The 25,121-nt window shown below is 70.6% G+C and carries 26 protein-coding genes; 11 read left to right on the top strand and 15 right to left on the bottom strand.

Features of this window, described 5'->3' with window-relative positions:
- Positions 1-23: 23 nt before the first annotated feature.
- Entirely contained in the window at positions 24-1,688 is a 1,665-nt protein-coding gene (locus ACFPYL_RS01325; RefSeq protein WP_379149561.1) for a SulP family inorganic anion transporter, read from the top strand.
- The gene (locus tag ACFPYL_RS01320; RefSeq protein WP_379149559.1) at positions 1,681-2,946 is read left to right on the top strand and encodes an ion channel protein; all 1,266 of its coding nucleotides are present in this window, start codon (positions 1,681-1,683) and stop codon (positions 2,944-2,946) included. The genes ACFPYL_RS01325 and ACFPYL_RS01320 overlap by 8 nt, the downstream gene beginning before the upstream one ends.
- A gap of 4 nt (positions 2,947-2,950) precedes the next feature.
- Here ACFPYL_RS01320 and ACFPYL_RS01315 read toward each other — a convergent pair whose 3' ends face one another.
- From ACFPYL_RS01315 to ACFPYL_RS01305, 3 genes are read right to left on the bottom strand one after another with little or no spacing between them, the layout of a single operon-like run.
- Positions 2,951-5,275 (bottom strand): arylsulfatase, encoded by a 2,325-nt coding sequence (locus ACFPYL_RS01315; protein WP_379149557.1) that lies wholly within the window; start codon positions 5,273-5,275, stop codon positions 2,951-2,953.
- A 57-nt stretch (positions 5,276-5,332) separates the two neighbouring features.
- A complete protein-coding gene (locus tag ACFPYL_RS01310; protein ID WP_379149555.1) occupies positions 5,333-7,537 on the bottom strand; it encodes a SpoIIE family protein phosphatase in 2,205 nt (734 codons plus the stop codon).
- Between the two features lie 4 nt (positions 7,538-7,541).
- Entirely contained in the window at positions 7,542-8,780 is a 1,239-nt protein-coding gene (locus ACFPYL_RS01305; RefSeq protein WP_379149553.1) for a D-arabinono-1,4-lactone oxidase, read from the bottom strand.
- 33 nt (positions 8,781-8,813) lie between these two features.
- On the opposite strand from ACFPYL_RS01305, the gene ACFPYL_RS01300 reads away from it, so the two are divergent.
- Positions 8,814-9,212, top strand: coding sequence for a DUF7144 family membrane protein (locus ACFPYL_RS01300; RefSeq protein WP_379149551.1), 399 nt, complete (start codon positions 8,814-8,816; stop codon positions 9,210-9,212).
- On the opposite strand, the gene ACFPYL_RS01295 is transcribed toward ACFPYL_RS01300, so the two are convergent.
- The 4 genes from ACFPYL_RS01295 to ACFPYL_RS01280 form a co-directional block, all read right to left on the bottom strand.
- Positions 9,209-10,678, bottom strand: a complete 1,470-nt coding sequence (locus tag ACFPYL_RS01295; RefSeq protein ID WP_379149549.1) for a sulfatase family protein — start codon at positions 10,676-10,678, stop codon at positions 9,209-9,211. The genes ACFPYL_RS01300 and ACFPYL_RS01295 overlap by 4 nt on opposite strands.
- Positions 10,675-11,805, bottom strand: coding sequence for an RNA polymerase sigma factor (locus tag ACFPYL_RS01290; RefSeq protein ID WP_449289699.1), 1,131 nt, complete (start codon positions 11,803-11,805; stop codon positions 10,675-10,677). Before ACFPYL_RS01290 ends, ACFPYL_RS01295 begins: the two co-directional genes overlap by 4 nt.
- A gap of 5 nt (positions 11,806-11,810) precedes the next feature.
- Positions 11,811-12,227: a YciI family protein gene (locus ACFPYL_RS01285; protein WP_379149547.1), complete on the bottom strand. Its 417-nt coding sequence runs from the start codon at positions 12,225-12,227 to the stop codon at positions 11,811-11,813.
- A gap of 90 nt (positions 12,228-12,317) precedes the next feature.
- Entirely contained in the window at positions 12,318-13,070 is a 753-nt protein-coding gene (locus tag ACFPYL_RS01280; RefSeq protein WP_379149545.1) for a glucose 1-dehydrogenase, read from the bottom strand.
- 50 nt (positions 13,071-13,120) lie between these two features.
- Between ACFPYL_RS01280 and ACFPYL_RS01275 the strand changes: the two genes are divergently transcribed.
- Complete coding sequence (locus ACFPYL_RS01275) at positions 13,121-14,206, top strand: NAD(P)H-dependent amine dehydrogenase family protein (RefSeq protein WP_379149543.1); 1,086 nt, start codon at positions 13,121-13,123, stop codon at positions 14,204-14,206.
- Here ACFPYL_RS01275 and ACFPYL_RS01270 read toward each other — a convergent pair.
- From ACFPYL_RS01270 to ACFPYL_RS01260, 3 genes are all read right to left on the bottom strand, one after another.
- On the bottom strand, positions 14,187-14,543 hold the full coding sequence (locus tag ACFPYL_RS01270; protein ID WP_379149541.1) for a hypothetical protein: 357 nt from the start codon (positions 14,541-14,543) through the stop codon (positions 14,187-14,189). The genes ACFPYL_RS01275 and ACFPYL_RS01270 overlap by 20 nt on opposite strands.
- Positions 14,543-15,589: a hypothetical protein gene (locus tag ACFPYL_RS01265; RefSeq protein ID WP_379149539.1), complete on the bottom strand. Its 1,047-nt coding sequence runs from the start codon at positions 15,587-15,589 to the stop codon at positions 14,543-14,545. The genes ACFPYL_RS01270 and ACFPYL_RS01265 overlap by 1 nt, the downstream gene beginning before the upstream one ends.
- An 83-nt stretch (positions 15,590-15,672) precedes the next feature.
- Positions 15,673-15,906 (bottom strand): hypothetical protein, encoded by a 234-nt coding sequence (locus tag ACFPYL_RS01260; RefSeq protein WP_379149537.1) that lies wholly within the window; start codon positions 15,904-15,906, stop codon positions 15,673-15,675.
- A gap of 84 nt (positions 15,907-15,990) precedes the next feature.
- On the opposite strand from ACFPYL_RS01260, the gene ACFPYL_RS01255 reads away from it, so the two are divergent.
- Both ACFPYL_RS01255 and ACFPYL_RS01250 read left to right on the top strand, forming a co-directional pair.
- Positions 15,991-16,353 carry a hypothetical protein gene (locus tag ACFPYL_RS01255; protein ID WP_379149535.1) on the top strand — a complete coding sequence of 121 codons (363 nt, stop codon included), beginning with the start codon at positions 15,991-15,993 and terminating at the stop codon, positions 16,351-16,353.
- A 29-nt stretch (positions 16,354-16,382) separates the two neighbouring features.
- Complete coding sequence (locus ACFPYL_RS01250; protein ID WP_379149533.1) at positions 16,383-16,784, top strand: hypothetical protein; 402 nt, start codon at positions 16,383-16,385, stop codon at positions 16,782-16,784.
- Here ACFPYL_RS01250 and tatA read toward each other — a convergent pair.
- The 4 genes from tatA to ACFPYL_RS01230 form a co-directional block, all read right to left on the bottom strand.
- Positions 16,781-16,957: a Sec-independent protein translocase subunit TatA gene (gene tatA / locus ACFPYL_RS01245; protein WP_379149531.1), complete on the bottom strand. Its 177-nt coding sequence runs from the start codon at positions 16,955-16,957 to the stop codon at positions 16,781-16,783. The genes ACFPYL_RS01250 and tatA overlap by 4 nt on opposite strands.
- A complete protein-coding gene (locus tag ACFPYL_RS01240; protein WP_379149529.1) occupies positions 16,927-17,442 on the bottom strand; it encodes a lecithin retinol acyltransferase family protein in 516 nt (171 codons plus the stop codon). Before ACFPYL_RS01240 ends, tatA begins: the two co-directional genes overlap by 31 nt.
- A complete protein-coding gene (locus ACFPYL_RS01235) occupies positions 17,439-17,906 on the bottom strand; it encodes a GtrA family protein (RefSeq protein WP_379149527.1) in 468 nt (155 codons plus the stop codon). Before ACFPYL_RS01235 ends, ACFPYL_RS01240 begins: the two co-directional genes overlap by 4 nt.
- A gap of 369 nt (positions 17,907-18,275) precedes the next feature.
- Positions 18,276-18,782, bottom strand: a complete 507-nt coding sequence (locus ACFPYL_RS01230; protein ID WP_379149525.1) for a hypothetical protein — start codon at positions 18,780-18,782, stop codon at positions 18,276-18,278.
- A 199-nt stretch (positions 18,783-18,981) separates the two neighbouring features.
- Here ACFPYL_RS01230 and ACFPYL_RS01225 point away from each other — a divergent pair, with 199 nt between their 5' ends.
- Positions 18,982-20,391 (top strand): FAD-dependent oxidoreductase, encoded by a 1,410-nt coding sequence (locus tag ACFPYL_RS01225; RefSeq protein ID WP_379149523.1) that lies wholly within the window; start codon positions 18,982-18,984, stop codon positions 20,389-20,391.
- A gap of 84 nt (positions 20,392-20,475) precedes the next feature.
- Here the strand turns inward: ACFPYL_RS01225 and ACFPYL_RS01220 are convergent, their stop codons facing one another.
- On the bottom strand, positions 20,476-20,673 hold the full coding sequence (locus ACFPYL_RS01220) for a hypothetical protein (protein ID WP_379150162.1): 198 nt from the start codon (positions 20,671-20,673) through the stop codon (positions 20,476-20,478).
- 255 nt (positions 20,674-20,928) lie between these two features.
- Between ACFPYL_RS01220 and ACFPYL_RS01215 the strand changes: the two genes are divergently transcribed.
- From ACFPYL_RS01215 to ACFPYL_RS01200, 4 genes are all read left to right on the top strand, one after another.
- A complete protein-coding gene (locus ACFPYL_RS01215; RefSeq protein WP_379149521.1) occupies positions 20,929-23,079 on the top strand; it encodes a hypothetical protein in 2,151 nt (716 codons plus the stop codon).
- Complete coding sequence (locus ACFPYL_RS01210) at positions 23,066-23,305, top strand: hypothetical protein (protein ID WP_379149519.1); 240 nt, start codon at positions 23,066-23,068, stop codon at positions 23,303-23,305. The genes ACFPYL_RS01215 and ACFPYL_RS01210 overlap by 14 nt, the downstream gene beginning before the upstream one ends.
- 223 nt (positions 23,306-23,528) lie before the next feature.
- Positions 23,529-24,317: a hypothetical protein gene (locus ACFPYL_RS01205; protein WP_379149518.1), complete on the top strand. Its 789-nt coding sequence runs from the start codon at positions 23,529-23,531 to the stop codon at positions 24,315-24,317.
- Positions 24,318-24,455: 138 nt separating this feature from the next.
- Positions 24,456-25,112 carry a hypothetical protein gene (locus ACFPYL_RS01200; RefSeq protein WP_379149516.1) on the top strand — a complete coding sequence of 219 codons (657 nt, stop codon included), beginning with the start codon at positions 24,456-24,458 and terminating at the stop codon, positions 25,110-25,112.
- Positions 25,113-25,121: the final 9 nt, after the last annotated feature.

The following is a 25,121-nucleotide window of genomic DNA, read 5'->3' as shown; positions in this document are numbered from 1 at the left end:
CGCAGGACACGATTGGGTGAGGCGTGCCCGCCTGGACCCCACCGACCCTGCGCGGCTACCAGCGCGGCTGGGTCCGGTACGACGTGCTCGCGGGGATCGCCGCCGGCACCGTGGTCATCCCGCAGGCGATGGCCTACGCGACGATCGCGGGCCTCCCGGTCGAGGTCGGCCTCTACACCTGCATGCTGCCGATGCTGGTGTACGCCGCCCTCGGCGGCTCGCGCTCGCTCAGCATCTCGACGACCTCCACGATCGCGGTCCTCACCGCCTCCGCCCTGGCCGTGCTGCCCGACGACCGCAGCGCCGACGAGCTGCTGCGCGATGCCTTCACCCTCACCATCCTGGTCGGGCTCGCACTGCTGCTGATGCGGCTCTTCCGGCTCGGCTCGCTGGTCGAGCAGATCAGCCCCGCGACGATGATCGGCGTCAAGACCGGTGTCGGCCTCACCGTCGCCGTCTCGCAGCTGCCGACACTGCTCGGGGTGAGCGGCGACAGCGAGGGCGAGGGGTTCTTCGGCAAGCTCGGCGACACGCTCTCCAAGCTCGACGACGCCAACGCCGTGACCGTCGTCGTCTCCGCGGTCGCGATCGGGATCCTCTACCTGCTCCGCCGGGTCGCCCCCCAGGTGCCGGGTCCCCTGGTCGTCGTGGCCGGCGCGATCCTCCTGGTCGCGATGACCGACGTGGAGCAGCACGGACTGGCCCTCATCGAGCAGGTGCCGTCCGGCCTGCCGACCCCGACGATGCCGATGTGGGGCGACATCGGCGTCCTGATGCCCGGGGCCGCGGCGATCGCGATCATGGCCTTCATGGAGACCGTCATCGTCGCCCGCGCCCAGCGCCAGCGCTCCGAGCCGCCGATCGACAGCGACCAGGAGCTGCTCGCCAACGGCGTGGCCGCCCTCGCGGGCGGCTTGTCTCAGTCGATGCCACCTGCCGGGGGCTTCTCGCAGAGCGCGGTCAACCAGCGAGCCGGCGCGCGCACCCAGCTCGCGGGGGTGGTGACGGCCGTCCTCGCGGTGCTGGTCGCGCTCTTCCTCGGTCCCGTGCTCGACGACCTGCCCGAGGCGATCCTGGCCGCGATGGTGATGGTGGCCGTGCTCGGCCTCGTGCACCCCGCCGAGTTCACCCGGTTGCTGCGGATCGACCGCGCCGAGTTCTGGGTCGCGGTCGCGACCGCCGTCATCGGTCTCACCGCCGGGCTGCTGCTCGCCGTCGGTGTAGGGGTCGCCCTCACGCTCGTGCTCGTGCTGCGTGCGGTCAGCCAGAGTCAGGTGCGGCCAGTGCAGCCCCGCGTCGGGGGAGGCTGGACGATCAACCCCGAGACAGCCGAGGACACCACGGCGTACGACGACGTGGTGCTCTTCCACCTCGACGGCGGTCTCTTCACGGGCAACGCGCAGCCGACCCAGGACGCGATCTTCGCCGCTGCGATCGAGCGCGATCCGCGCCCGGTCGCGGTCGTGCTCGAGGCCGCCGCGGTCGGCAAGGTCACGACGCCGTTCCTCGACGTGCTCGAAGGCCTGCACGCCGACCTCGGGCAGGAGGGCATCGGCTTCGTGGTGGCCGCGCTACCGCCCGAGGCCGCGGAGGCAGCCCGCCGGGCCCCCTGGTTCACCGACTTCGAGACCGACGGCCTGGTCCAGCCGACGGTCGACGCCGCGATCGAGAGGGGACGCCGTGGCTGAGACGACCGCCGCTCCGACGGTGACGGCGGGCAGCCTGCTGCGCCAGGTGCCCCCTGCGGTCCTCGTCGGCGTCGGATCGGGTCTCACCCTGATCGGCATCTCGGTGCTCGCCGGCTGGCTCCAGGGCCTGGTCTGGGACGACCTGCCTCCGAAGCTCGGCGTCGATCCCGACGCGGCGTGGTGGACGATCCTGCTGCTGACCTGCACGGGCGCCCTCGCGGGCCTCGTCGTGTGGAAGGCACCCGGCCACGCCGGGCCCGACCCGGCCACCGTGGAGCTGGTCTCGCCGCCGTTGCCGCTGCGCGCGCTGCCAGGTCTGGCGGCCGCGTTGATCCTGACCCTCGCCGGCGGCGTCAGCCTGGGCCCCGAGAACCCCATCATCGCCCTCAACGTCGGCCTCGCCGTCGTCCTCGGCATGCGTCTCCTGCCGAAGACCCAGGCAGTGTTCTGGATCGGGCTGGCCCTCGCCGGGACGATCGGGGCGATGTTCGGGACGCCCGTTGGTGCTGCGCTGCTGCTGAGCGAGACCTCGCCGGGCGACGCCCGGATCCCGCTCTGGAACCGGATGTTCGCGCCCCTGGTCGCAGCCGGCGCCGGAGCCGCGACGATGCTCGCGCTCTCCGACCTCGACCTCGCGCTCCCGGTGCCGGCGTACGGCGGGTTCCACCCGGGCGACCTCGCCATCGCCGCGGTCATCGCGGTCGCCGCCAGCGTGGTCGGCATGGTCGGGGTCTACGCATTCCCGCCCCTGCACGCGGTGTTCCACCGGATCACGCATCCGGTCGTGCTGCTCACGCTGGGCGGCGCGCTGCTCGGCGTCCTCGGTGTGCTCGGCGGCCGCGACAGCATGTTCAAGGGCCTGGACGAGATGAAGGACGTCTCCGCCCACATCGGTGACTACTCGGCCGGGCACCTGGCACTGCTCGCCGGCGTCAAGCTGGTCGCCCTGCTCGTCGCCGCCTCCGTCGGCTTCCGTGGCGGTCGGATCTTCCCGGCCCTCTTCATCGGCGTGATGCTCGGCTGGCTCGTGGTCGCGGTCTTCCCCGACGTCGCGCCGGCGGTAGCGATCACCGCTGCGTGCGTGGGCATCCTGGTGGCCGTCACCCGCAACGGCTGGCTCGCGCTCTTCATGGCGCTGACCGTCGTCCCGGACGCCGACCTGCTGCCCATCCTCGTCCTGGCCGCCCTGCCGGCCTGGCTGATCGTGGTGGGCCGGCCCCAGATGATCGTCGAGGGGCCGGCCACGCCACGAGCGTGACGCCTTACTCCCGCGACAGGATCGCGGCCGCCTCGAGCTCGAGGTCGAGGTACTGCTCGCCACTGACGTCGACCGCGACGCCGAGCAGCTTGCCGCCGGTGAACGGGAACGGGTTGGTGTACTGCCGGCTCACCGTGTCGGCGCTGTCGTAGCCGACGCACAGCCCGTCGCCACACAACGTGAACTTCCCGATCTGCGCCCGCATCGGCCCCTCGGCGACGACCTGATCGTCAACGTAGAGCCGGCAGGTGCCGACCGACTCCTTGTGCTCGCCGGCACCCTCGCGGACGAACTGCATGCCCAGCGTGTGCGGGCCCGCGGTCAGCGGCTCGGACACGAAGGTCTGCTCCGGCGGGATGCCGAGGAAGTTGTAGACGTAGTGCAGCTTGTGGTCCTTGATGAACAGCGCGTGCCCGCCGAAGCGCGAGCCGTGCGCGAAGAGCACGCCCTGCGCGTCGTCGTCGAGGATCGCGTCGGCGATGATCTTGTACGACCGGCCGCGGATGTTGACCGCGACGCTCTCGGGCACCGCGGCGGTGTCCGGGTAGTAGACGTACCGGTCCCGCGCAGGCTCCGCCTGCGGCCGCTGGATGGTCACGAGCTCGAGCGCCTTGCGGTCGTCGAGCGGCAGCACGTTGTTCTCGTCGGCCTGCTGGAACCAGGCGTCGACCATCTCCTGGAGCTTCTCGGGCATCTCGTCGGCGAGGTTCTTCGACTCCGAGCGGTCCTCGTCGACGTGGTAGAGCTCCCACGCGTCGGCGTCGAAGTTGCCCTTGCCGCTGATCGGCGCGTGGATCGCGGCGGCCTTCCAGCCGTCCTTCCAGATCCCCCGGGTGCCGAGCATCGCGTAGTACTGCACCTCCTTGTTGGTCGGTGCGTCGGCCGCGGCGTCGAAGCTGCCCCGCATCGACACCCCGCTCAGCGGGTGCTGCTCGACCCCGCGGTACGTCGCCGGCATCTCGAGCCCGGTGACGTCGAGGACGGTCGCCACGATGTCGGTCGAGTGGTGGTACTGGTGCCGGATCTCGCCGCGGGCCTCGATGCCCTGCGGCCAGTGGATGACCATCGGGTCGCAGGTGCCACCGGAGAACTGCGCGTAGCGCTTGAACATCTGGAACGGCGTGGAGAACGCGGCCGCCCAGCCGGTCGGGTAGTGGTTGTAGGTATCGGCGCTGCCGAGCTTGTCGATCATCGCCAGGTTCTCGGCCAGGTCGTCGGGGTACCCGTTGAAGAACTTGTTCTCGTTGACCGACCCGTTGGGCGAGCCCTCGCCCGAGGCTCCGTTGTCGGCGCAGTAGAAGATCAGCGTGTTGTCCAGCTGGCCGGTCTCCTCGAGGTAGTCGACGATCCGGCCGACCTGGGCGTCGGTGTACTCCGAGAACCCGGCGTACACCTCGGCGAAGCGGGCGAAGAGACGGCGCTCGTCGTCGTTGAGCTCGGCCCACGGTCGGACGAAGTCGTCCGGGTTCGCGGCCTCCTCGGGCATCGGGTTCAGCGGCGTCAGCGCGGTGCCCTCCGGCAGGATGCCCTTCTCGATCATCCGGGCGAGCACCCACTCGCGGTAGGCCTCGTAGCCGTCGTCGAAGGCGCCCTCGTACTTCTTGATGTACTCCTCCGGCGCGTGGTGCGGGGCGTGGTTGGCGCCGGGGCAGAACCAGAGGTACCACGGCTTCGACGGGTTGGACGCCTGCTGGTTGCGCAGCATCTGCAGCGCCTGGTCGGCGAGGTCCTTCGACAGGTGGTAGCCCTCCTCCGGGGAGTAGGGCTGGTCGATGAAGTGGTTGTCCTCGACGAGGTCGGGATACCAGTTGTTGGTCTCGCCGCCGAGGAAGCCGTAGAAGCGGTCGAAGCCGAGCTGGAGCGGCCACATCGACCGGTTGCCGCCGGGGGCGTTGTCCTCCTCCGGCACGTTGTGGTCCTTGCCGACCCAGAACGTCGACCAGCCGTTGTCCTGCAGGAGGTGGCTGACGGTCGCGCACTCGTCGGGGATCCGGCCCGACGCACCCGGGAAGCCGTCGGTCGCCTCCATGATCGTCGCGCACCCGTTGAGGTGGTGGTTGCGACCGGTCAGGAACGTCGAGCGGGTGGGCGAGCACAGCGCGGTCGTGTGCCACTGCGTGTAGGTCAGCCCGTTGGCGGCCAGCCGGTCCATCGTCGGCATGTTGATGCGACCGCCGTACGGCGACCAGGCGGCCATCCCGGTGTCGTCGTACAGCACCACCAGGATGTTGGGGGCACCCTCGGGTGCCCGCTTCAGCTCGAAGGGGGTCCAGTCCGGCACGGAGTCGCGCACGTCGACCTGGATGACGCCGTTGAAGTCCTTGGTCATGCCTCGATCGTGCGCGGTGCCCACGGGCAACGCCTCCCCCGACTCGGGTGAGCCGGTCTACCGCAGCCGCAGGGCGAACACCGTCGTGTCGTCGCCACCGCCGTCGTCGTGGAGCTCGAGCAGCCGGTCGACCCAGCTCTCCAGGTCGGCGCCGGCGTAGGTCTCGGCCGCGAGGCGGCACAGCCGCTCCGTCCGCTCGACCAGGTCCGCGTCACGCCGCTCGACCAGGCCGTCGGTGTAGAGGAGCAGGGCGGCGCCCGGGGCGAGGTCCAGCTCGATCGTCTCTGCGGCGCCGGCGCCGACGCCGAGCAACGGCCGGACCGGGACGTCGAGGTCCACGCACTCCTGGTCGGTCACCAGCATCGGCCGCGGGTGCCCGGCACTGGCGATCTCGACCCGTCCGGTGCGCGGGTCGAGGACGGCGAGCACGGCGGTCGCGATCCGCTGGTCCAGGAGTCCGGCCATCAGGAGGTCGAGGCGATCCAGGCAGGTGGCGGGGTCGTGGCCCTCGAACAGGTAGGCGCGGAGCGCCGTCCGCACCTGGGTCATCGCGGACGCCGCGGACACGCCGTGCCCGGCCACGTCACCGACGACGAAGGCGATCCGACCGTCCGGCAGCTCGAAGGTGTCCCACCAGTCGCCACCGAGCTGGAAGGTGGAGGCCGGCTGGTAGCGGGCGGCCAGCTCGACCCCGGGGTACGTCGGCGGCTGGTCGGCGACCACGCTGCGCTGGATCGACTCGGCCATGGCGATCTGGTCGCGCGAGCGGCTCAGCAGCAGCCCGATCAGGTGCTTGCCGAGCGCGTCGGCCACCTCGAGCTTCCACGGCGCCCACGGCGTGCTCCGACCACGGACGACCTGGCGCCACTTCTCGAAGGACCGGCGCGGGCTGAGTCGCACGTGGCCGCCCTCGGCGGCGGCCAGCTCCTTGTTGGTCGGGTCGCCACCCCAGTCGACCACGCGCTCCTGCTCGGGCCGCAGCCACAGCAGCCAGCGGTCGGGCGCCGAGCCCACCCGCAGCACCCCCGCCGCGGAGGGGATCCCGGCGGCGGACGGCACCAGCTCCCCGATGCGGTCGGTCGCGGTGGCGTAGCTGTTCGGGTCCTCGAGCGCAGCCGCGACGGCGTCCAGCTGGTCGCGGTCGAGCTCGACCTCGCCCCGCACGGTCAGCACGCCGTCGTACGACAGGACCGCACCGGTCGCGCCGACCAGGGAGAGCAGCTCGGGGTCGTCCATGACGCTCACCAGCGGCGACTCGGGGTTGGCCGAGGTCCGGGTGATCATCCGCCCGAGGACCGTCTGGGCGGCGAGCGTGCGCTCGCGGTTGTCGGCGCGCTCCCGCCCGCCGGCGAGCTGCGAGGCGACCTGGCCGAGGAACTCGGCGGCCGACCGGGCCTCGTGGCTGGGTCGGTGCGCGCCGGAGTAGTGGTGGCAGGCGATCAGGCCCCACAGCTCCCCGTCGACGATCAGCGAGACCGACATCGAGGCGGTGACGCCCATGTGGGAGAGGTACTCGATGTGGATCGGGGAGACGCTGCGCAGCGTCGCGTGCGACAGGTCCAGGGGTGCCTGCGTGTCCGCGTCGAAGACCGGGTGCAGCGGCACCGGGCGGTAGTCGATGTCGGCGATCAGCCGGGTCCAGTTGACCGTGTAGAGACGCCGCGCCTGGGCCGGGATGTCGGTCGCCGGGTAGTGGAGACCGAGGAACGAGTTCAGGTCGTCGCGCTTCTCCTCCGCGATCACCTCGCCGTTCCACTCCTCGTCGAAGCGGTAGACCATCACCCGGTCGAAGCCCAGCACCGCGCGCACCTCGAGCGCCAGGCGGGAGGCGAGCTCGACGACCGACGACGCCTGCGCCAGCCGGGTCATCGCCGACCGCGTCGACTGGTAGGGCTGCCGGGTCTCCCCCACCGGGCTCAGCGGCTCGATCTCGACGACCAGCCGGTCGCCCGAGCGGTGCCGTCGGACGTCGACCACGACGTCGCGCAGCAACGCGGTCTCGGCGCCGGCGTCGACGGCCGTCGCGAGCTCCTGTCCGACCAGGTCGGCGAACCGGCGCCCGATCGCGTCCTCCGGCTCGACGCCGACCAGGTCGGCGAGGTTGGCCGACACCATCACCGCGCGGGTGTCCTCGTCGAGCGCCAGCAGCACGCCATGGGGCTGGATGGCGCCGGGGATGTGGATCGGCTCCCGGTCGCAGGTGGTGAGGTCGACCTCGCCGTACGCCGGGGTGTGCCCGGCGGGCGGCGTCGTGTCGGGCACCCGCTCACCCTAGGTCAAGGGTGCGCCCCAGGAACGAGTTGGTGAACTTCCGCCCCGGATCCACACGCCGCACGAGCGCCCGGAAGTCGTCGAAGCGCGGGTAGAGCGGACGCAGGGCGTCGGCGCCCGCGGCGAAGCACTTGCCCCAGTGCGGGCGTCCGCCGAGGGGCAGCAGGGCGTCCTCGATCGCCGGCAGCACGGCGTACACGCCCGGGACGTCGCGGATCCAGGTGAAGTGCAGGCCCACCACGTCGTGGCCCTGGGCGCCGCTCAGCCACAGGTCGTCAGCGGCGATGGTGCGGACCTCGCTGACCTGCAGCAGCGGGGCGAACGACGGGGCCAGGCCGCGCAGCCGGTCGATCGCCTCGTGCACGCGGTCGCGCGGGACGAGGTACTCGCTCTGGAGCTCCTCGCCGCGGCTGGGCGTGAACTCCATGCGGAAGTGTGGGAGCCGCTGGTGCCACGGCCCGGGCACCCCGCCCTGCTCGGTCACCGCCTCGATGCCGGCACCGGCCAGCATGTGCAGCGTCGTGGTCGCGGGGCCGGACCCCCACAGGTCCACGGGCGGCTCGGTGCCCCGGCTCTTGAGCCACACCTGCTGGACCGTGCCGCTCACCCAGTCGGTGAAGAGGCTGACGCTGTAGGCGCTGGCGGTCAGCTCGTCGAGGTGCTCGGCCGCGACGGCCCAGGGCAGGTCGGTGAAGAGGTCCTGGCGGACGTCGTACGTCGGCTCGACGTCGAGGGTCACCTCGGTGACGACGCCGAGCGCGCCGAGCGAGACGACGTGGCCGTCGAAGTCCGCGTCACCGCGCTCGATCCGCCGCAGCCCGCCGTCGGGCCCGATGAGCTCCAGGCCGGCGACCGCCGCAGCCAGCGACCCGGTGCGGTCGCCGGAGCCGTGCGTCCCGGTCGCGACCGCACCGGCGACGGAGATGTGCGGGAGGGAAGCCATCGTCGCCAGCGCCCAGCCGTGCCGGGCCAGGTGCCCGGCGAGGTCGCCGTACCGGAGGCCACCGGGCACCCGCACCACGCGGCGGTCCGCGTCGATCTCGACGTCGCCACCGAGACCGGAGGTCTCGACGAGGACGCCGGTCGTGTCGGCCAGGTCGGTGAAGGCGTGCCGCGTCCCGAGGGCGCGCACCCGATCGTGGCCGGCGACGATCCCACCCAGCTCGTCGACACTGGTCGGCCGGCGTACCTCCGCGGCCCCGAACACGTGACTGCCGGCCCAGTTGCGTTCCACCACGTCATCCTCGCACTGCGCCATACTCCGACCATGTCTTCGTCACACACCGAGAACGCGTGGGCCGACGGCCTCGGCATCTTCGCCGGTGCGGCCCTGTTGACCGTCGGCATCTTCCAGTTCCTGGAGGGTGTCTCGGCGGCTGCGAAGGACGACGTCTTCGTCACCACTCCCAACTACGTCTTCGAGCTCGACCTCACGACGTGGGGCTGGATCCACATCGTCCTCGGCATCCTGGTCGCGGTGATCGGCGCGTCGATCCTGATGGCCAAGCGCTGGGCCCTGGTCGCGGGCGTCGTGCTCGCGGTCCTGTCGGCGCTGATGAACTTCCTCTGGCTGCCGTTCTACCCCGCCTGGGCGGTCATCATCATCGCGTTCGACGTCGCCGTGATCTGGGCGCTGAGCTCGATGCTCGGCACCGCGCGGCGCTAGCCGGGGCAGCCGCTGCCGGCACAGCTGCGGTAGCGACGGTCCCACGCCCGCAGCCGCACCAGCCGCTCGTGGTACGCCGGGAGGCGCGCGACGTTGGTGAGCTCGCCCGGGTCCCGCGCCCGGTCGTAGAGCTCCTCGAACCCGCCGCGCGAGCGCACGTAGGTCAGGGCGCCGTACCGGATGCCGGAGTAGATGCGCTGCCGCCCGCCCTCCACGGGGTAGGCCTCGATCGGGACGACCCGCCGGACGTCCGGACGCGTCAGCCACGGGCGCACGTCGACCCCGTCGACCCGCCGCAGCGGCCGCGCCCGGGCGAGCCCGGCGATGGTGACGGCGAGGTCCGGGTTGGTGACCGGGGTCGAGACGCGTTGTCCGCGCGGGATGCCCGGCCCCCGGATGATCACCGGGATGCGCAGCGAGTCGTCGTAGAACCACAGCTTGCCGAAGAGGTTGTGCTGGCCGACGAGGAAGCCGTTGTCGGAGGTGAGCAGGATGACGGTGCTGGCCAGCTCGCCGTGGCGGCGCAGCGCGGTGACGGTCCGCCCGACCGCCCGGTCCGCGGCCTGGAGGGACTCGAGGCGCTGCTGGTGCACCTCGCGCATCGCGGCCTTGTAGGCACCCGACACGCGCGGTCCGGCGTGCGGGTTGCCGCGTAGGTCCCGCTCCCACATGGCGGGGTCGCGTGGCAGGGCGGCATCGCTGAAGGTGTTGCGGTCCCGCGGTGCCGGTGTCGTCGTGATCAGCTCGCGACCTCGCGGCCAGTCGCGGGGCGGGTCGTCGGACTCGTGCGGCCCGCCGTGGTGCGGCGCGACGTAGTTGACCCAGAGGAAGAACGGGTCGTCGTGTGCCGGTCCGTGCCGGTGCTGGGCCAGCATCTCCTCGGTGTAGCGCGCCAGGATGTCGGTGCTGTAGCCGGGCGGCTGGACGACGGTGCCGTCGACGTTGAACCTCGTGTGCACGAACGAGTACGTCGACATGTCCACGCTCGCCCGCCAGCGGTCCCACCCCGGGGGCACGTAACGGGGGTCCCGCAGGCCGTAGCCGTTGACGTACTTGCCGGCGAACATCGTCTCGTAGCCGGCGCGCTGCAGCCAGACGGGCAGCGCGCGCCGGTCGTCGAAGGCCCGGAAGCCGCCCCCGGCGCCCTCGACGGTCAGGACCCCGTGGTTGTGGGCGTACTGCCCCGTCAGCAACGACGCCCGCGCCGGAGCGCACATCGGCGTCGGCGCCAGCCCCTGGGTCATCGTGGTGCCCTGCCGCGCGAGCAGCCGGCGGGTGCGCGGCATCACCGCGAGGTCGCTCTCGGCGAGGTCGTCGAGGGTGATCATCACGATGTTGGGCCGACCCGAGGTCTCCTGCGGGGAGGGACCGCGCGGCGCGGGCGCTTCCGGGCGGGTCGTCGCGCAGCCGGCGAGCGCGGCCGTCGCCGCGACCATCGTCGCCAGCCGGATCCCCCGAGTCCTCATGACCTCAGTCTGGCCGCCTGACGGGTCAGGTGGTCGCGTTCGGCGGCGGAGGCCGCCTGGGCGGCTGCGGTGACGTAGAGGTCGTGGGCCGTCCGGCGGTCGCCAGCCCGCTCGTGCAGGTAGGCGAGCACCGCCGTACGGCGGGGTACGCCGTCCGGCACCTGCTCCACGGCGCGCAGGCCGGCCAGGGGACCGTCGACCTCGCCGACGGCGACCGCCCGGTTGAGGGCGACGACCGGGCTGTCGACGATCCGGGCCAGCTCGTCGTACCACTCGAGCACCTGCGGCCAGTCGGTCTCCTCCGCCGTCCGGGCGTCGGCGTGCAGGGCGGCGATCGCCGCCTGCGCCTGGTACTCGCCGAGCCGGTCGCGTGCCAGCGCGGCCTGGAGCACGACGACGCCCTCGGCGATCGCGTGCTCGTCCCAGCGCGAGCGGTCCTGCTCGGCCAGCGGCACCAGCGACCCGTCGGCCGAGAAGCGCGCCGCCCGCCGGGCGTGGTGGAGCAGCATCAGCGCGAGCAGCCCGGCGACCTCGGGGTCCTCGGTGTCGCCGGCCAGCTGCCGGGTCAGCCGGATCGCCTCCGCGGCGAGGTCGACCTCACCGGTGTAGCCCTCGTTGAAGATCAGGTAGAGGACCTTGAGCACGATCGTCAGGTCGCCCTGCGCGCCGAGGTCGACGGCGGAGATGCTGCGCTTGGCCCGGCTGATCCGCTGCGCCATGGTCGCCTCGGGCACGAGGTAGGCCTCGGCGATCTGGCGGGTGGTCAGGCCGCCGACCGCTCGCAGGGTGAGCGCGACCGCCGAGGCCGGCGTCAGGTCCGGGTGGCAGCAGAGCCCGAGCAGCAGCAGGGTGTCGTCGCGCTGCTCGGTCCGCCCCGGCGGCGGCTCCTCGACGTGGGCGAGCTCGCGCCGCTGCCGGGCGGCCTCCGATCGCTGTGCGTCGAGGAAGCGCCGCCACGCCACGGTGACCAGCCAGCCCTTCGGCTCGGCCGGCATCTCGTCCGGCCAGCGCCGTACGGCCTCGACGAGGGCCTCCTGGACGGCGTCCTCGGCCGCCGGGAAGTCTGCTCCGCGACGGACGAGGACACCCAGGACCTGCGGTCCCAGGTCCCGCAGCAGTTGGTCCACGTAGGTCAGTCCGTGACCGTCTGCGGGTGCTCGAGGAACGGCCGCACCTCGAGCCACTCGTAGATCGGCTGGCCGCCGGCGCCCGGCGCCGAGGAGAGGTACGCCGCGGCCTCGTGGGCCCGCTCCTCCGACTCGACGTCGATGATCATCCACCCGGCGATCAGGTCCTTGGTCTCCGCGAACGGGCCGTCGGTGACCGGCGGCCGGCCGGCTCCGTCACCCCGCACCCACATCCCCTCGGGCGACAGCGCCTGCCCGTCCACGAACTCGCCGCGCTCACGCAGGTCGTCGGCGACCTGGTTCATGTACGCGATGTGGTCGGACACCTCCTCGGGCGTCCACTCGCTCATCGGGATCGTGCCGACCTCGGTGGGCTCGGGCCCGGTCGAGCGGCGGTAGTGCTTCAGCAGCAGGTACTTCACGACGGTGCTCCTTCGGTGTCCGAGGCGACCATTCTGGCCGCCTTCGACCCGGGGACGGAGCCGTCAGTGCGTTCTCGACATCGACGACGCTCAGATGTTGGTCGGGATGTGCATGACCGTGCCGCCGTCGACCACGAACTCCGAGCCGGTCGAGAAGGACGACTCGTCGCTGGCCAGGAAGACCACGAACGTCGCCACCTCGTCGGGCTGGCCCGGACGGCCGAGCGGGATCGGGATCAGGCCCTCGGGCATCTGGTCGGTCGCCGGCGTGCTGATCCGTCCGGGGTGGAGCGAGTTGACCCGGATGCCGTGCGGGGCCAGCTCCATCGCCAGCGACTTGGTCAGGCCGGTCAGCCCCCACTTGGAGGCGACGTACCCGTGCGCCCACGGGGTGCCGCGGAGACCCTCGATCGAGGAGGTGTTGATGATCGAGCCGCCGCCCGCGGCGATCAGCGCGTCGGCAGCGGCCTTGGCACCGAAGAAGGCGCCGGTCAGGTTGACGTCGAGCATCTGCTGCCACTGGGCGGCCCGGTAGCGCTGCAGCTGACCGCCGTTGAAGATGCCCGCGTTGTTGAAGAGCACGTCGAGCCGGCCGTACGTCGAGGTGGCCGTCTCGACCGCGGCCGCCCAGTCCTCCTCGGACGTCACGTCGAGGTGGACGTACGTCGCGGCGCTCCGCCCGGACTCCTGGCAGAGCTCGTCGGCGAGCGCCTGGCCCTCCTCGTCGAGCAGGTCACCGATGACGACCTGCGCGCCCTCCGCGACGAGCATCCGCGCGCTGGCCCCGCCGATGTTGCGCGCGCCACCGCTGATCAGCACGACCTTGCCGTCTACACGTCCCATGTGCGGCAAGATAGCATCGCGCTAGAACACGTTCTAGAAACGAGACGACCATGACGATCCGCGTCGCCCAGGTCGCCACCGGCAACGCCGGCCGGCTGACCCTTCGGCAGCTCATCACCGACGACCGGTTCGAGCTGGTCGCGGTGTCCACCTCGAGCCCCGACAAGGTCGGCACCGACGCGGGCGAGCTCGCCGGCCTCGGCGTCACCACCGGCATCACGGCCGTCGCGGACCTCGACGCCGTGATCGCCGCGGAGCCGGAGTGCGTCGTCTACTGCGCGATGGGCGACACCCGCCCGGTCGAGGCGACCAACGACGTACGCCGCCTGCTCGAGGCCGGCATCGACGTCGTCGGCTCGGCGCCCGGAACGCTCCAGTTCCCCTGGGGAACCATGCCGCAGAAGGTGATCGACAAGGTGGAGGCCTCGGCCCGGGCGGGCGGCGCGACCGTCTACATCACCGGTGTCGACCCGGGCTTCGCCAGCGACCTGCTCCCGCTCGCCCTGGCCAGCACCTGCCAGCGCGTCGAGCAGGTGACGTGCTACGAGCTCGCCGACTACGCGACGTACGACGGAGCCGAGGTGATGTTCGACCTGATGGGCTTCGGGCAGCCGGTCGACTCGACGCCGCTGCTCTTCCTGCCCGGCGTGCTCGGGCTCGCGTGGGGCACCGCCATCCGGATGATGGCCAGCGGGCTCGGCATCGAGGTCGACGAGATCGTCGAGTTCTGGGAGGCCGAGCCGGCGCCGGAGACCTACGAGATCGCGGCCGGCACGATCACGGAGGGCACGATCGCGGCGCTGCACTTCTCGATCAGCGGCCTGGTCGACGGCCACCCCGCCATCGTGGTCGAGCACGTCACCCGCACCCGCGACGACCTGCGGCCCGACTGGGCACGCCCGTCGGCCGGCGGTGGCGCCTACCGGATCGAGATCACCGGCGAGCCGTCGTACGTCGTCGACGTCGTGCCGAGCAGCGAGCACGGCGACCACAACCACGCGGCGATCGTCGCGGCCTGCGGGCGGATCGTGAACGCCATCCCCGACGTACGCGCCGCCGGACCCGGCATCGCGACCACCCTGGACCTCCCCCTCCCGACCGGGCGGGGCACGTACGTCAAGGCGTCGAGCGGCTGACCAGCTTCTCGACGATGAAGGCGTTGGTCCGGTCCTGCTCGTTGAACTCCACGAAGGTGCCCGAGACCGTGTCGCCGTCGTGGACCTCGAAGTCGGGGTTGGCGACGAACGCCGCCATGATGATGCCGTCCTCGGCGCCGTCGACGTCGGTGAGGGAGATCGCGTGGTCGTTGACGTGCTCGACCACACCGGTGACCTGCCGGGACGGATCACCGGCGGCGGAGCCCCACGCGAAGCCGACCACGCCTCCGACCAGCAGCAGGCAGACGGCCGCGACCGCCGCCGGCAGCAGCGTGCGTCGGCGCTCCGTCGTCGGCTCGTGCTGAACGACAGCCATCAGTCCCACCACATGTGTCCGTGGACCCAGAGGTTCAAGGTGTCACCGCTCTGGTTGCCCGGCGTCCACACTCCCACGGAGGTCCAGATCGTGCCACGGGTCTCGTTCTTGTCGACGTCCTTCCCGGACCACTTCGACCCCATGTAGTAGGTGATGCCGTGCCCGTCGGTCCACACGTCGAGCTTGTCCGGACAGATCTCGTTGCTCTGCGAGGAGGTCGCCGAGACGCCCCGGATGTCGTAGGTCGAGCTCGTCGTCTTGGTGACGCAGTTGTCCCGCACGACGACGGCGCCGGCCGGCGCCCAGTCCAGGTTCTCCGGCCGGTCCGCGTTGGTCGACCAGCCGTAGGTCCCGACGCCCTCGATCCGGTCGCAGTCGCGACACCCGCTGTCGGTCGACCACCCGGTGGCGATGCCCTGCCGGCTGACCAGGAAGTGCCGTTTCCCGCCGGACAGGTAGCTGCCCGCCTTCTTCTGCCGCACGCAGGCGCGGATGTGCACGTCGTTGTCGGAGTAGTCCCCGTCCAGGCAGGCGCTGGCGGCGACGTCGAACGCCGCCGGCCCGGCCGGTGCCGCGGCAGCGGCCGCGCGGGCCGACGACCCGCCCCGCGGGCCGCGCAGGGACGTCCGCGCGGCCGCCAGCCTGGCCCGCACCTCGGCCTTCGTCAGCAGGCGTCCGGTGCCGACAGGTGCCAGCTGCTCGGGGTGCTCCATCCAGCGCCGGAGGTCGCGCCAGGTGACCGTGCGGTTGCTCGCGAGGCGGAGGCTCGTCCGGCCGACCGGCCTCCGGGTCAGCTCGCCCTGGCCGTCGACGGTCTCGTACGGCGCGACGGAGGATGCGGTCGCGGCACCGTCCACGTCGTACGTCTCGACGGCCTCACCCTCGACCACGACACCGTCGAGGTAGTAGGTGACCGTGTCGACGACCACCGTGTGGTCGGGATCGTCCGGGTCGTTGCCCACAGGTGCCGCCGCGACGGCGGCCGGGCCGGGCAGCATCGCCGCCCCCAGGCAGGCGGCCGCGACCAGGCTCCCCCCTCGCCGCACCCTCCGACCGAGCCCTCGTGACCGAGACCTGATCATGCTTCTCTCCTTCCCCTGGCCCCGAGAACAGGGCACGACAACGGTGTTCACGAGACCTCGGCGCTCTCCAGGAGGGCGAGCCGCTCGACGGGCACGTCGAGCCAGGTGGCGACCACCAGCAGCTCGACCACGTCGAAGACGACGGCCCCGGACATGCGGGCGCGCGCGGTCGTGGCCGAGACCCCGAGCGTGGCGGCCAGGTCGCTGGCCTGCTTCTGCTGGCGTCCCATCTCTGCGCGTACCTCCGCAGCAACTGCCGCGCCGTACTCCGCAGGGGTCATGTCTAGACATTGCATGATTGATCATGCATTGTCAACCATGTCATGCGGATTGACGACTTTTCATGCGTCTGACAGCCTTCCGACATGGCCATGCCGCTCAGCCCCGACGCCCTCGCGCGCTTCTCGGAGGCGCTGGTCTCCGAGATCAAGGCCGAGATGGGACGCCGCGACCTGTCGTCCCGGGCACTCGGCCGGCTCGTGGGGAGGTCGTCTCAGTACATGTCCGACCGCCTGGACGGCGGCAACTCCCGGACGGGCCGGCGGGTGACGCTCACGGTGACGGACCTGGCCGCGATCGCGGCGGTGTTCGACCTCCATCCGGCCGAGCTGGTCCGACGGGCCAAGGCGGCCGTCGACGGCGTGGACCGCGCCCAGGTCCTCGAGCTCGCGGCGCACGACTCCGCGGACCCCATCGCCACCGAGCAGGAGGCGCCGGACACCCCCTGACTGTCGGAGGGAGCCTGTACAACCGAGCGATGAACGAGCAGCGCTTCGTCGAGCTGGTCGACCTCTGCGCCTCGCACGGCGTCCGGGTCGAGTGGGCCGACCTGGGCCCGCACCGGCAGGGCCAGTACCGGCGGCAGCTCCGCCTGATCGAGCTCAACCCGGGCCTCGTGCTGCGCCAGCTCGTCCCGGTGCTGGCGCACGAGTACGCGCACTTCGTCTACGACGACAGCTGCTCGACCCTCGCCCGCGAGAGACGGGCCTGGGAGCACGCGGCCCGGATGCTGATCACGCCCGCGGACTACGCGCGTGCCGAGCGGCTCGTCGGCCCGCACCCGAACGCCATCGCGGCCGAGCTCGACCTCACCGCCGTGGTCGTGCGGGCCTGGCGCCGTCAGCACCGCGCGCGGGAACTCCGCGCCAACTGTGCCTAGAGCGTCGGCGGCTGCGTCTTCGGGTCGTCCTCGCGCAGGCCCTTGGTCTCGGCCTTGAAGATCCGCAGCGCCTGACCGGCGCCGCGGGCCAGGTCGGGCAGCTTGGTGGCGCCGAAGAGGAACACGACGACAACGAGGACGATCAGGAGCTCTGGGGCGCCGATGTCTCCCACGGCAGTGCCTCACTCATCTGGATACGACGGGACCTTCCGATGCTACGTCGCAGCGGGGAACCGACCGCGAACGCCCCGAGCCCGACGCTGCCGAGCACCATCAGGTGGATGCCGGCGGCGTCGGCGACGCTGATCGACGCGACGGCGCCCGGACCGGCCATCGCCCAGCGGCGCACCTGCCGGCTGCGCGGGGCGCCGGTGGAGGCCCAGGTCGCGAGGTGCTCGCAGTTGTTGCGGACCAGGTGGTAGCCGTGCGACCCGAGCTTGGACTCGGCGTTCGCGAGGATCTCCTCGACCGGCAGCCGGTGCTTGTAGGAGCGCACGAAGACCTCGGCGCCCAGCGCGAACTCGTCGTACGACGTCCGGTCGACGCGGCGGATGGTGCCCCAGCCGCCGACGTAGTGGATCACCGTGCCGTCGCCGCAGTCGATGCCGTGGTGGGTGTAGCGCCGGCGGCGGTGGACGTAGAGGTGGTCGCCCTTCATGCCACCACCGGCTCCTCGGTGAAGACGAAGCGCCGGAAGACCCAGAACCGGGTGGCGGCGCTGATGCCCAGACCCACGACGTTGGCGGCCACGTTGTCGGCGACCGGACCGGTGAGCCCCAGCACGTAGCGACTGAACCACAGGCAGAGGGCCGGAATCAGCATCGTGAGCGCGCCGAGGGTGAAGAACCGGAGAACGCCCGTGGTCGACGCCTCGACGTTGCGGTCGCGGAACGCGTAGACCCGCATCCCGGCGTACGCCAACAGGCCCGCGGCGAGGTTGACGACCACGAACGCCAGGATCGGCCGGTCGTGCAGCGGCGCGTGGGCGATGAACAGCCCGTGCACCAGCACGTTGAAGCCGACGAACGACACGACGGTCGCGAGCCCACCCACGGCCAGGAACCGGACGACCTCACCGAGCATCGCGCGCACGCGCGCGGAACGGGTCGGTGTCGGGGTCACGGGCGAAGGCTACCCGCGCGTAGGTCGGGCCCACGAAATGAGGAACGGCGAAATGACGAAGGCCCCGGATCTCTCCGGGGCCTTCGCTCACGTGCGCGAGGGGGGATTTGCGTCCGCAGGCGTGGGGAACTCCCCACTTCGGGTGCGTAAGACCCAGAAGGTGACGGAGCCGGAGCCCGTACGCCGGGCTAGGTGAGGCCGGGAGATCTCATGAGTTCCTCAAGCTCCGCGTTCGCGTCACGTTCGTCCACGTGCGGAGGCCCGGTGCGATGTCGGGCGGCCCCGGTGAGTACCGGGGCGACCCAGACACGATGACGGGCGGGCGGCTTCAGCCGCCCGCCCGTCAAGACCTAGACAGTCAGCGTCACATCACGGGTGCGCGATCGCGGACTGGGAGTGGCCGCTCGCGACGTCCTCCCGGCGACGAAGAAGCGCCTCCCGACAGAGCGCACGGATCACGGCCGAGACCGGCAGGTGCTGGATCTCGGCCTCGGCCTGGATCTGGTCCATGAGGTCCTTGTCCAGGGGAACCGAGACCTTCTCCTCGAAGCGGCGTCCCCTGGGGCGCCCGGGCCTGCGCTTGGTCGGCAGCTTGACCGTGCCCAAGTGCGACGGGCGACCGGCGAGGAGGTCAGCTGCGATGAGCGGGGCGCCGGCGAGCAGCGCGTCATGAACACGGTCCTGAACCGTGCGAGCCTCCCCAGAGGTGCCACCGCTGAGGCTCGCGCGACCGGTCGCGTCACCTCCGGTACTCACAGGCGTCGGATGCGAGAGATGGTCTTGGTTCAAGGTCACGTCGGCGGACTTGGCAGTGCTTGACACGGGATCCGCTGCCTGCTCATCTCCAGGATGCGGCGAGGAGTCGCTGTTGTTCATGTGTCCTCCAGTGCATGCGCGGGCCTCGTGCCCGCGGTCCGCCCCGATCATCGCATAAAGGTCAGTTTTTATCATACCGAAACCTTGACCGGCTCCCTGCGCTTCGTCGACACTGAAAGCGCCTGGCCGGGGGCCGCCGATCTTCCCCTCCGCCGCCCGAGTCGGACAGGCCTCCGCCACTTTCCTAGGAGGTCTAGACATGTCACACCCCGCTGAGAACCCCGAGCCGTACTCCGCCGACCAGTCCAACGACGTCGACGCGTTCCACTCGGAAACCGCGCACAACACGATCGACCCGAGCCAGCCGAACGAGCTCGTCTCCATCGACGACACCGGCGAGATCCCCACGGTCACCGACGAGACCCCCGACCCCCCGATCGCCTCCGAGCCCGTCGCGACTCTCGTCGTCGAGACCCCCGACGCCGTCATCACGGAGCCGGAGTGCCTCATCGAGAGCGACGACGTGTTCGAACGCGCCGCGGACCCGACGGACCCGGACCTGTCCATCAAGAGCCTCACCGACATCGTTGAGGGCTACGAGCCCGGCGCGCCCGTCATCCTCGGACTCCACGAGTACCAGTACCTGCAGAACCGGCGCATCGTGATCGTCGGCGGCGGACCGGTCGGAGTCTGGATTGCCTGGTACGCCGCACTCCACGGCGCGCGGGTCACGATCATCGACGACGGGCTGAACCAGACGTTCCTCGTGGCCGCCGGCTGGTGCTTCCCGTACCACAGCACCGACCCCGTGGCTGTCCCGTGGGCGCTCACTGCGGCGAAGATGTGGGAGGCGCACACCCCGTTCCTGCCAACCGGCGCTGTCCGCAAGGAGCGCACGCGTGTAGAGCGCACCGGGAGGGCCGCCCCGTTCCCCTCGATGTACGAGCAGCTCGAAGGCTACCGAGCTCTCCGGGGCGACGAGCTCACCGCAGGGATGAAGAGCGGCTTCGAGGCGCAGTCGTTGGTCATCCCCGCCCAGATCTGGCACCCGGCCATGCGCAACTCACTCGAGCAGCTCGGGGTGGTGTGGCTCAACCGCCACATCCACACCGCCCTGGAGTTCGAGGACCTCAAGGTCGCCTTCAACGCCGACTTCGTCGTCGACGCCATGGGCGTCTACTCCGCGTTCGTCTTCGACGACCCCAAGTTCCACCCGCTGCGCGGCACCGTCCTCGACTTCGAGCTCCCCGAGAACTACGAGCACGGCGTGCGGTCCTGGGACCTCGAGGATGGCACCCACCGTGACCCCTACGCGGTCCCGCTCCGCAGCCTGAACATCCTCCGGGTCGGCGGCGAGACGCACCCACTCTCACAGGCGAAGGCCGAGGACCTCATCGACTCGGGATGCACGCCCGAACCCGAGGTCGTCGACGCGATCTACCGGCGGGCCGTGGAGTTCATGCCGGAGCTGAAGGACATGACGTACATCGAGGCGCACACCGGCGTGCGCCCCGCCCGCGACAAGTTCCTGCTCGGGTTCCACCCCGAGGGCCGCTCCATCCTCCACGCCTCCGGGTTCGGCGGTGCCGGTATCACGCTCGCGCCCAAGATCGGCCACGAGATCGTCTGGGCGATGATCGAGGCGAGCCAGGGCTGGGCCGGCTGCTAGTCGGCGGCATAGGCGCGACCGGCGCTCGGGGCCGGCGCGTCGTACGCACTCTCGCTGCGGCCAAGGAGCCTGCCTACTCGTCCGTCACCAGCCGTGCTGGTCGTCGTGGAAGACCGGAATGTCGAGGCTCTCGCGCAGCCTCGGCTCGATCTCGAAGCACCGCGGCGCTGCGGTGTCTTCGAGGTTGATTGCCACCTCGGCAGCAGAACTGCGAAGCAGCGTGAAGTCGTCGAATGCGGATCGGCGCCTTCGCGCTCGACCAGGGCGGCGAAGCGTTCGCATGAGGTATCCTGAATCAGCGCCCCAGCATGGCGTGACGCTGATTCCTTAGATCCTGATCTAGGGGTACCGCGAGGTACCGATGGAGTCGGCTGTGGATCCGGTCACCTGAGCACCGGAAGAAGCAGTTCGGACGCCAAGTGAGGTTGATCGAGATGTTGGAGACGTAGCGCGGCTTCGAGTGTCCCGTGCTTGCCCGTTCGGGCGAGACCCCCGGTGTTGACCGGACTTGGGTCAGACGCGCGGAGGTACCTAAGCATGACCACCAGTGCGAAGCCGCCGAAGACCATCACGGTCACCGGCTCCGACGGCGAGACCGTCGACATCCTCAACTTCTCCAACACGCTGCCCCCCGCAAGCGATGTGAAGTCGCGCAACGCCCTCGTACGTGCCGCCGACGCCCGGGATCTGGGACTGGCTGAAGACGCGATGTACGCCATCGCTCGGGCCGCGACCGACCCGGGCTCCATGGCCGCCGCCGTGAAGGCCGGTCTGACGTCAACCGAGGTCATCGGCGCGGTCGACATCTCCATGGTCACCGCGAACGTCTGGCTGCCCGAGGCGTTCATCCTCATGCAGCCGCGCGCCGGCGGCTTCGCCCACAGCGTCCCCGCCCCTACGATCCGGGGCGCCCTGGACGCCGACGGTCGGCCCCTCGTGGAGCTCGACGTAGAGTTCGACACCCACCAGCACCTGCATAACTACATCGTCGAGACCGTCACCCTCACCAAGGCCCACGGTCGCGACTACAGCGACAGCATCCTCACCAAGCGCGTCTCCCGTCCCGGGCTCGCTCACGTCGTCCGGATCACCTTCGCCGACGGATCCGACCCGTTCTACGTCCTGTGCATCCGCGACGGCATCACCCGCGTCGTGTCGTCGTGGGCGGCCCAGAACCCCGGCCTGAACGCTCACGAGCTCGGTGAGCACATCGCGACGTCGTTGCTCTCGCGCAAGGACGTCAAGTCTGCAGTGGGCAGCGAGACGATCGCGCGAGCCAGGGGTCGCGAAGAGCTGATGACCGACCTCCGCGGCCGGTTCATCGCAGGGACCAGCGGCGATCTCATCGCCGAGGAAGCTGTGCGCATCGGGCAGACGCTGTCCCTGCCGATGCAGATCTGCGTCGACATGACCGAACGCGCCCCCAGCGCCGTCGCCCCGAACGCGGTCTTCGACGACACCATGCAGTCGGTCATCGCCAGCGTCCACGGCGAGTTCCGGCCCTGGGAGCCGACCGCCACCCAGACTGCGGCTATCCAGCGGGCCATCCCCCGCGCCGTTCACGCCAGGTCGCTGACCTCGGTGGTGGCGGAGGTCGCCGTCAGCGCCGACCTCTCCAAGTTCAACAGCGTCTGGAACGAGGCGCCGGCGACCGCGCTGTGGCGGGCCATCTACCTGATGTCGATCTTCACCCACGACATCGAGTTCAACGGGCTCAAGCGCCAGCTTCGCGAGCTCGGCGTCTCCCGCGCCATCAGCAAGCGGATGTACGTCTCGCACCTCGTCACCGTGATCGACGCTCCGTGGCGGCGGGCGAAGGCCAACACCGAACGGCAGGCACGGCGGGCATGGGGTAACGGCGGCCCGGTCCCGTCCGCGATGCTGGGCACCGACTGGGACCCGGTCCCCACCACCGACTTCACGACGCTGGTCCCGCTCGCGCTCAACGGGAACCAGGACGCCAAGAACACCCTCATCGTCGGCGGCGGCATCGCGCTGATCACCGACAAGCTGCTCCTCGCCGACGTCGGAAGCGCGCTCGCTTCCGGCCAGGTGCCCTTCCGCGCCAGCGTCGACGTCGTCGTCGAGGGCCTGGCGGAGTCCGAGTTCGGACTCTGTCTGCTGGCCCACGTCGCCAACGCGTTCGACGCTGACCGGATCGCCGTCAACTCGTACACCAAGAAGGAACTGACGACGAACCCCGACCTGGCCAAGGGCACCTACCTCGTCCCGCGCCCGGACCCGTCCAACCCGTACGAGGTCGAGCTCGACGTCAACGGTCACGCCAAGGCGCTCGGAGTCTACGAGGTCGTCTACGCCTCCAACCCGGGCCGCGCCGAGGACGAGAAGGTCAAGAACGACAGCCCGCCGCAGGATGAGACGCCGGCCCGACGGGCGAACCGTCTCCGCAAGAGGCTGGTGGCGATGCTCACCGACGCTGTCGGAACCAGCACTGACCTCGTCGCCACGACCAACTCCGACGGCGGCATTATCGGTGGGCCGTTCGGCGACCAGGCCACCTACGCAACGGTCGACTCCTTCGTGCGGGACCTCCAGCTGTTCGTTCTCAGCAACGCTGCGTCGGTCCCGTCCGACGCTGCGGCCAGCCCCGCGAACTCGAACGCCGACGACACGGACGAGGCGGACGAGACCTGGGACGAGGACGGTGTCGACGATGACGACGCCTGACAGCCCGCCCGTCGGCGACCCTCCGCCGCCGGAGCGCGACCACTACACGATCAACTCCTTCAAGCGCACGCTGTGCGCGGCGTTGCTGATCCGCGTCAGCCAGACGAACACCTCGTCGGAGTCCCTCCGTAAGCGGACGGGTCTCCTCGCCATCGGCGGTAGCCTCGCCGTGGTGATCGTGGCGGCCATCGCACGGGCGCACGGCCTCGACGTCCTCGCCCGCTGAGCCCAAGGTCGCCGTCGGGTCCACACCCGGACCCGACGGCGACCGACGCCTGAACGAGGACGCGAGCCCCGAGAGCGGCGCCGGCTCAATGACCAGGCCGGCGCCGAGCGCTCGGCCACCAACCGGAGACGGGGCTGCAGCTCTGCTAGCGCGTCTCGGCCATGTTCACCCGGCTTCGCACCGATTGGCCACGAGGTGGTTCGGCGGCTGACAGTCTTGGCTCATGTCGGTCGGTGTGGTGTTCAGCGCCTCTGACGGTCTGCTCGTGATCGTCGACGGTCAGATGTCGGAGAAGTCGCCGGACGCTCCGAATGGTCGCAAGGTCATCGAGACCGACCGCCGCAAGGTCGCATTCGCTCCAGACGAGGCGGCAGTCGTGGTGGTTCTCACCGGGCAAGCCACGATGTGTGAGATCGAGGCGTGGCGGTGGGTCGAGATCTACCTCGAGGAGGTCCGCGACGACAACGTCTCGGGTGACCTCCGCACCCCCCGCGAGGTCGCTCGAGCCGCCTCTCGGGTAATTGGTAGGGCAGTCCAGCAGGACAACGAGAACCGTCGCGCTAAGGGGAAGCACACCAACGACGGAGTCGATGCGTTCGTCGCAGGGTTCGCTGCCGCTCCGGAAGATCGGCAAGCGTTCGGTGAGGTGTGGGTCTTCAGCTCCAATGAAGAGGGCGACCACTCGCCTCGTGCCGAGCCCGGATTCGGTGACGACACCTACGGGCGACCCCTCGGCGCTCTGCCCGAACGGGCGCCCTTCCGCGATCCAGATGACGACGGATATGGGCGCCTGCCCGCGGACGCCATCTACGACCGCTTCGGCGCGACCACTGCCAGCCTGCGGTCAATGCCGCTGCGCGAGGTGCGAGAACTGGTCGAGACGACGATGCGGGACCTGGTGCAGGAAGAGGCGACCGTCCTGCTGCGCGGCGGCGTCGGTGGAACCTGGACGCTGATCGAGCTACGACCCGGCGTTGCACCTGTCTGCGACCGCCTCGAGTGGGGTCCGTAGAACTGGTCGCAGTCGGCTTGTTCATGACGTCACAGCACGACCTCGGCTGACGAGCGACCGCTCACGGCCCAGATTCCGAGTGCTCAGAGATGCGGGAAAGCGAGCCGCGAACGCCGGCCGGGCGGCAGCATGTGCAAGGTGACGGTCGCCCCTTTCGGAGTCGGTCAACATCCGGACCTCTCGGAGTTCTTCATCCACCTCACGGGCCGCCCGCTCGGAGACACCCCGCCGCCGGCGGCGCACGTTGGCAGCACAGCCGAAGGTCGTCTCGCGAGCATCCTGGCGTCGCGTCGCCTCAAGGCATCTTCCGTGTACGGCTCCCCACCGGTCGTCTGCCTGTGCGATGTGACTCGCAAGGCGGCCAACGTCCTGCTCGCGAACGGTGTCACGAATCGGGGACCATACGACCCGTGGGGCTTGCTGCTCTCTCGCCAAGGCTGCATCGACCGCGGCCTTCGCCCCGTGCTCTACCTGTCTGCGGCCGAGGAGCGTCAGATCCTCAACCGCGCACACACGAGCGACCTCATGGAGTGGCGCATCGTGCGATACGACCCGCCGTGGACAGACTGGACGCACGAGCGGGAGTGGCGGTTCGGCTTCCCGCAGGGCAGCAACGATCCGGGCGTCGACATCTCGGACCTGATCCACGGCGTGATCGTCGGGCAACCAGGCTGGGCACCCGGGCCATCCGGCCCAACCCCTGACGACCCGCACCAACCGCGGCTCGGTCGAGATGTAAAGCGCTACGCGTGGAACGGGACGCAGATCGTGGACGACGGCAACCTCACGTTGTAAGTCCTCCCC

This window comes from Nocardioides hankookensis, from assembly GCF_042658885.1.
GTDB classification, from domain to species: Bacteria; Actinomycetota; Actinomycetes; order Propionibacteriales; family Nocardioidaceae; genus Nocardioides; species Nocardioides hankookensis.
The sequence above is the reverse complement of the archived record's forward strand: the minus strand, read 5'-3'. Positions and strand labels throughout refer to the sequence as shown.

Coding starts and splice junctions, on each gene's coding strand:
- ACFPYL_RS01315 (WP_379149557.1), bottom strand. CDS start 5,275: ATGACCAAGGACTTCAACGGCGTCATCCAGGTCGACGTGCGCGACTCC.
- ACFPYL_RS01300 (WP_379149551.1), top strand. CDS start 8,814: ATGTCTTCGTCACACACCGAGAACGCGTGGGCCGACGGCCTCGGCATC.
- ACFPYL_RS01295 (WP_379149549.1), bottom strand. CDS start 10,678: ATGAGGACTCGGGGGATCCGGCTGGCGACGATGGTCGCGGCGACGGCC.
- ACFPYL_RS01280 (WP_379149545.1), bottom strand. CDS start 13,070: ATGGGACGTGTAGACGGCAAGGTCGTGCTGATCAGCGGTGGCGCGCGC.
- ACFPYL_RS01275 (WP_379149543.1), top strand. CDS start 13,121: ATGACGATCCGCGTCGCCCAGGTCGCCACCGGCAACGCCGGCCGGCTG.
- ACFPYL_RS01270 (WP_379149541.1), bottom strand. CDS start 14,543: ATGGCTGTCGTTCAGCACGAGCCGACGACGGAGCGCCGACGCACGCTG.
- ACFPYL_RS01260 (WP_379149537.1), bottom strand. CDS start 15,906: ATGACCCCTGCGGAGTACGGCGCGGCAGTTGCTGCGGAGGTACGCGCA.
- ACFPYL_RS01255 (WP_379149535.1), top strand. CDS start 15,991: ATGGCCATGCCGCTCAGCCCCGACGCCCTCGCGCGCTTCTCGGAGGCG.
- ACFPYL_RS01250 (WP_379149533.1), top strand. CDS start 16,383: ATGAACGAGCAGCGCTTCGTCGAGCTGGTCGACCTCTGCGCCTCGCAC.
- ACFPYL_RS01240 (WP_379149529.1), bottom strand. CDS start 17,442: ATGAAGGGCGACCACCTCTACGTCCACCGCCGCCGGCGCTACACCCAC.
- ACFPYL_RS01230 (WP_379149525.1), bottom strand. CDS start 18,782: ATGAACAACAGCGACTCCTCGCCGCATCCTGGAGATGAGCAGGCAGCG.
- ACFPYL_RS01225 (WP_379149523.1), top strand. CDS start 18,982: ATGTCACACCCCGCTGAGAACCCCGAGCCGTACTCCGCCGACCAGTCC.
- ACFPYL_RS01220 (WP_379150162.1), bottom strand. CDS start 20,673: ATGCGAACGCTTCGCCGCCCTGGTCGAGCGCGAAGGCGCCGATCCGCA.
- ACFPYL_RS01215 (WP_379149521.1), top strand. CDS start 20,929: ATGACCACCAGTGCGAAGCCGCCGAAGACCATCACGGTCACCGGCTCC.
- ACFPYL_RS01210 (WP_379149519.1), top strand. CDS start 23,066: ATGACGACGCCTGACAGCCCGCCCGTCGGCGACCCTCCGCCGCCGGAG.
- ACFPYL_RS01205 (WP_379149518.1), top strand. CDS start 23,529: ATGTCGGTCGGTGTGGTGTTCAGCGCCTCTGACGGTCTGCTCGTGATC.